The sequence below is a fragment of the Sphingomonas sp. genome (genome assembly GCF_051962185.1).
Taxonomy (GTDB): Bacteria; Pseudomonadota; Alphaproteobacteria; order Sphingomonadales; family Sphingomonadaceae; genus Sphingomonas.
Window position 1 is genome coordinate 1 of record NZ_JBQCCN010000283.1, and the last position, 4,945, is coordinate 4,945.

Annotated in this window: 5 protein-coding genes and 1 tRNA gene; 4 read left to right on the forward strand and 2 right to left on the reverse strand. The window is 65.5% G+C overall.

Annotated elements, in window-relative coordinates:
* Positions 1-21: 21 nt before the first annotated feature.
* From ACTHJR_RS17750 to ACTHJR_RS17760, 3 genes are all read left to right on the forward strand, one after another.
* A tRNA-Leu gene (locus ACTHJR_RS17750) sits at positions 22-106 on the forward strand.
* 64 nt (positions 107-170) lie between these two features.
* Positions 171-1,814, forward strand: coding sequence for a trigger factor (tig, locus tag ACTHJR_RS17755; RefSeq protein WP_440524663.1), 1,644 nt, complete (start codon positions 171-173; stop codon positions 1,812-1,814).
* 214 nt (positions 1,815-2,028) lie between these two features.
* On the forward strand, positions 2,029-2,955 hold the full coding sequence (locus ACTHJR_RS17760) for a glycosyltransferase family 2 protein (RefSeq protein WP_440524665.1): 927 nt from the start codon (positions 2,029-2,031) through the stop codon (positions 2,953-2,955).
* A 55-nt stretch (positions 2,956-3,010) separates the two neighbouring features.
* On the opposite strand, the gene ACTHJR_RS17765 is transcribed toward ACTHJR_RS17760, so the two are convergent.
* Positions 3,011-3,400 carry a DOPA 4,5-dioxygenase family protein gene (locus ACTHJR_RS17765; protein WP_440524666.1) on the reverse strand — a complete coding sequence of 130 codons (390 nt, stop codon included), beginning with the start codon at positions 3,398-3,400 and terminating at the stop codon, positions 3,011-3,013.
* Positions 3,397-4,422: an SDR family oxidoreductase gene (locus ACTHJR_RS17770; RefSeq protein WP_440524667.1), complete on the reverse strand. Its 1,026-nt coding sequence runs from the start codon at positions 4,420-4,422 to the stop codon at positions 3,397-3,399. Before ACTHJR_RS17770 ends, ACTHJR_RS17765 begins: the two co-directional genes overlap by 4 nt.
* 183 nt (positions 4,423-4,605) lie before the next feature.
* On the opposite strand from ACTHJR_RS17770, the gene ACTHJR_RS17775 reads away from it, so the two are divergent.
* Positions 4,606-4,945: ATP-dependent Clp protease proteolytic subunit (locus ACTHJR_RS17775; protein ID WP_440524669.1), on the forward strand; the 340-nt coding region annotated here is incomplete at its 3' end.

Below are 4,945 nucleotides of genomic sequence, written 5' to 3' on the forward strand. Positions count from 1 at the left end.
CCGCCGACCGGCGGTCCTCTCGCGGGCGTGGCGGAACTGGTAGACGCGCTGGATTTAGGTTCCAGTATCGCAAGATGTGGGGGTTCGAGTCCCTTCGCCCGCACCAGTCCCCGCGCTTTTGGGCGGGGTTGGCCACCAACAGATTTTCCGGAAAAAGAAGAAGGCCTGAAATGCAGACTGTCGAGACGTTGAACGAAGGGCTCAAGCGCGCCTATACGCTGACGATCACCGCCAAGGAGATCGATGCCAAGGTCGACGCCGAGGTGAAGCGCGTGGCCCCGCAGGTGCGCATGCCCGGCTTCCGGCCCGGCAAGGTGCCCGCCAACCTGATCCGCAAGATGCACGGCGAGGCGCTGACCCAGGACGCGCTCAACACCGCGATCCAGGAAGGCATCCAGACCCTGATCGGCAAGGAAAAGCTGCGTCCGGCGATGCAGCCCTCGGTCCGTCTCGAGAATGATTACGAGAAGGGCAAGGACGCCGAGCTCAAGGTCGAGCTGGAAATCCTCCCCGACGTGCCGACCCCGGCGATCGACAAGCTCAAGCTCGAGCGGCTGACCGTTCCGGCGGGCGAGGAAGAGATCCAGGCGCAGCTCGAGAAGTTCGCCGCCCAGCAGAAGAATTGGGACGACACCAAGGAATCGTACAAGGCCAAGCAGGGCGACCTCGTCACCGTCGACTTCGTCGGCAAGGACAAGGACGGCGTCGCGTTCGAGGGCGGCACCGGCACCGACATGGCGGTCGAGATCGGCTCGGGCCGCCTGATCCCGGGCTTCGAGGACCAGATCGTCGGCGTCAAGGCGGGCGACGAGAAGACCATCAAGGTCACCTTCCCGGAGGATTACCCGGCCGAGAACCTCAAGGGCCAGCCGGCGACCTTCGATCTCGTCGTCAAGTCGGTGAAGACCGCGGGCGAGACCAAGATCGACGACAGCCTGGCCAAGTCGCTGGGCCTCAACGATCTCGAGCAGCTCAAGGGCCTCTTGAAGGGCCAGATCGAGCAGGAGCTCAACGGCCTGACCCGCACGTACATGAAGCGTAAGCTGCTCGACCAGCTCGCCGCCGGGCACGACTTCCCGGTGCCGCCGTCGATGGTCGAGGCCGAGTTCCAGCAGATCTGGGAGCAGCTCAAGCACGAAGCGACGCACGAACCCGATCCCGAGGCGGCGCTGGCCGAGATGGAAGCCGAGCGCGAGGACTATCAGGCGATCGCCGAGCGCCGCGTGCGCCTCGGCCTGCTGTTGTCCGAGATCGGCCAGGCCAATGGCGTCGAGGTCACCAACCAGGAAATGAGCCGGCTGATCAGCCAGGCCGCGATGCAATATGCGCCGCAGGACCAGCAGCGCTTCGTCGAATACATCCGCAACGAGCCGATGGCCGCCGCCCAGCTGCGCGCGCCGCTCTATGAGGACAAGGTCGTCGACTTCCTGTTCTCGACCGCGGACATCGCCGAGCGCGAAGTGACCCGCGCCGAACTCGAGGAAGCGATTGAGTCCGAGGACGGGTTCGCGACCGGCACGCATCATCACGACCACGACAACCACAAGCCCAAGGCGAAGAAGGCCGCTGCCAAGAAGTCCGATGCCAAGGCCGACAAGGCCGAAGCGAAGGCCGAAGAGCCGGTGAAGAAGGCCGCCGCGAAGAAGGCGCCGGTCAAGGCGGACGACAAGGTCGAGGCTCCGGCGGAAGCGGCCAAGGCCGAGGAACCGGTCAAGAAAGCCGCCACCAAGAAGGCGCCGGCCGCCAAGGCGGAAAAGGCCGAGGAAGCTCCGGCCAAGAAGCCCGCCGCCAAGAAGGCGCCGGCGAAGAAGTGACATTGTTATCCCTCTCCCCTTGTGGGAGAGGGTTGCGCAGACTTGGGTCGCGCGCTTGCGCGGCCCTAGTCGGAGCTAGGTGAGGGGTAAGCGGTCGCCCTTGCGGCCGCGCGAAGCTGCGCTTCGCTTCCCCTCATCCAACTGCGACTAGCGAGCAAGCTCGCAAGTCTCCGTATCCTTCTCCCACAAGGGGAGAAGGTTTAGGGGGCGCAGAATGACCGAACCACGCATCGCAGTCCTGTTGCCCTGTTATAACGAGGAAGCCGCGATCGCGCAGACGGTCGCGGGGTTCCGGGCGGCGCTGCCCGGCGCGACGATCTACGTCTACGACAACAATTCGAGGGACCGCACGATCGAGCTCGCGCGGGCGGCCGGCGCCGTGGTTCGGTCCGAACGCATGCAAGGCAAGGGCAATGTCGTCCGCCGCATGTTCGCCGACGTCGACGCCGACATCTATGTGATGGCCGACGGCGACACGACCTATGACGCCGAAGCGGCGCCGCAGCTGGTCAAGAAACTGCTCGACGAGCAGCTCGACATGGTGGTCGGCAGCCGCGTGACGCAGGAAGACGCCGCCTATCGCCGCGGCCATGTGATGGGCAACAAGCTGCTGACCGGCATGCTCGCGCAATTGTTCGGGCGGAGTTTCACCGACATCCTGTCGGGCTATCGCGTCTTCTCGCGTCGTTTCGTGAAGAGCTTTCCGGTGCTGTCGGGCGGGTTCGAGATCGAGACCGAGATCAGCGTCCACGCACTCGAACTGCGCATGCCGGTGGGTGAGGTCGAGACGCGCTATTTCTCGCGGCCCGAGGGGTCGACGTCGAAACTGTCGACCTACTCGGACGGCTTCCGCATCCTCAACACCATCATGACGCTGTACCGGATCGAGCGGCCGCTGCTGTTCTTCGGCGCGATCGGCGCCGTGCTGGCGCTGGCGGCGGTGGCGCTCGGCATTCCCCTAGCGATCACTTACTACCACACGCACCTGGTGCCGCGATTCCCGACGGCGATCCTCGCCACCGGCCTGGTCATCCTGGCGGCGCTGAACGGCTTTGCCGGGCTGATTCTGGATACGGTGGTGCGCGGCAGGCGAGAGGTCAGGCGGCTGGCCTATCTGGGGCATCCGGCGCCGGGCGCGTGATGCAAAAATCCTTCCCCGCCAGGGGGAGGATTTAGGATCTCCGCTTCTTCCATCCTCAGAAATCGCTGATCCCGAACCGCGCAACGCCTTGGTTATGCCCCGGCGGGTCCAGCACGCTGACATCAAGGTCGAGCGGCTGACCGATCCAATGCGCCAGCGTGGTATGGTCGGCGACATCGTCGTCGGTCAGCGGGTGGATCAACGCGCGCAGGCCGGTTCCTTCGATCGCCCGCGCGACCACCGCGCCGGCGGCAGCTGCGAAATGAATTTCGAATTGCGCGATCGGGTGCGGGCCGACCGGGCCATCGGTCATTCGCCCGATGAACAGGATCGGCTCGACGTCCTCGACCATCATGTCGGCGAACGTGGCGCGCAGCGTCTCGGCGGCACCGCGTTCCGCCGCGTCGTAATAGATATGCGCATGCCAGGGCGCATTGTCGTTCATTGTACGATTCCTTGCCGGATCAGGCTCTCGCCCGATGCCACGATCGCTTCCTCGTTCGAACGAAATTGCCAGCCCAGTACCTCGCGCGCCTTGGCGTTGCTCGCCGCGGCGCGGATGCCGAGGCGCGGGCCGGCCTCGCGCGCGAGCGGATTGAACAGACCCATGATCCGCATCAGCCAATCGGGAATCTGGCGCAGCTTCGCCTTCGCGGCCTTCTCGCCCATGCCTTGCTGCAGGATCACCGACATGTCGTGGATCGACACCGGCTCGCCGGCGACCGCCAGGAAGCGCTCGCCCTTGGCTTCGGGCGCGGTCATCGCCTTGATCTGCATTCCCGCCACGTCGCGCACGTCGACCACGCCGAAATAGAGTCGCGGCGCGCCGGGCAGGCCGCCTTCGAGCATGCGCTTGATGATCTCGATCGAGGTCGACAGATCCTCGTTGAGCACCGGGCCGAAAATGCCGACCGGATTGACCACCGACAGTTCGAGCCCGTTGCCCTCGCGGCCGATGAAGTCCCACGCCGCGCGCTCGGCCAGCGTCTTTGATTTCATATAGGGCTGGACCGCCGGGCCGTTGACGTCGGTCCAGTCCGCTTCGGTATAAGCGGCGGCCTGGTCGCCATGGCCGTATCCGATTGCCGCGAAGGACGAGGTCTGGACGACGCGCTTCACGCCGGCGTCGCGTGCCGCGCGCAGGACGCGCAGCGTGCCGTCGACCGCCGGGCGAATCAGCTCGTTCTCGTCCTTGGGTTGTTCGATCGGGAAGGGGGAGGCGACATGCTGGACATAGTCGCATTCGGCGACCGCCTCGGCCCAGCCGTCGTCCTTCTCGAGGTCGGCGGCGACGAAACTCAGCCGGTCGAGGCCGGTCGCGCCGGCGTGCGCCAGCGTGTCGCGCACCGCCTGTTCCTTGGCCAGCGAGCGCACCGTCGTCCGCACCTCGTGCCCCGCGTCGAGCAATTGCAGGATGACGTGCCCGCCGACGAATCCCGACCCGCCGGTCACCAGAACCTTGCTCATCTCGGCCGCTCCTTGTCGTCTCCGCCGGACGTGGTCGCGCAATGATGCGGATACAAGCTATCCACCCGATCGTAGGACGTGCGAGCCGCGCGGCAAAGCGTTCATCATTCCGCCCCCTTGCGCCCCGCCGGGGGAGCGCCGATGTAGGGCACAAGCAAGGCATAAGGACCCGAGAGACTTAACATGCACAATCCGTTCGAATCCGGCCAGTTCGCTCCTCCGGGCTTCCGCGTCGACCCCGTGACCGGCGGCCTCGTGCCGATCGTCATCGAGCAGTCGAACCGCGGCGAGCGCAGCTTCGACATCTATTCGCGGCTGCTGCGCGAGCGGATCATCTTCGTGGTCGGTCCCGTCGAGGACAATATGGCATCGCTGATCACGGCGCAGCTGCTGTTCCTCGAGTCGGAGAATCCGAAGAAGGACATCTTCATGTACATCAACTCGCCGGGCGGCGTCGTCACGGCGGGCATGGCGATCCACGACACGATGCAATACATCCGGCCGCGCGTCGGCACGGTGTGCA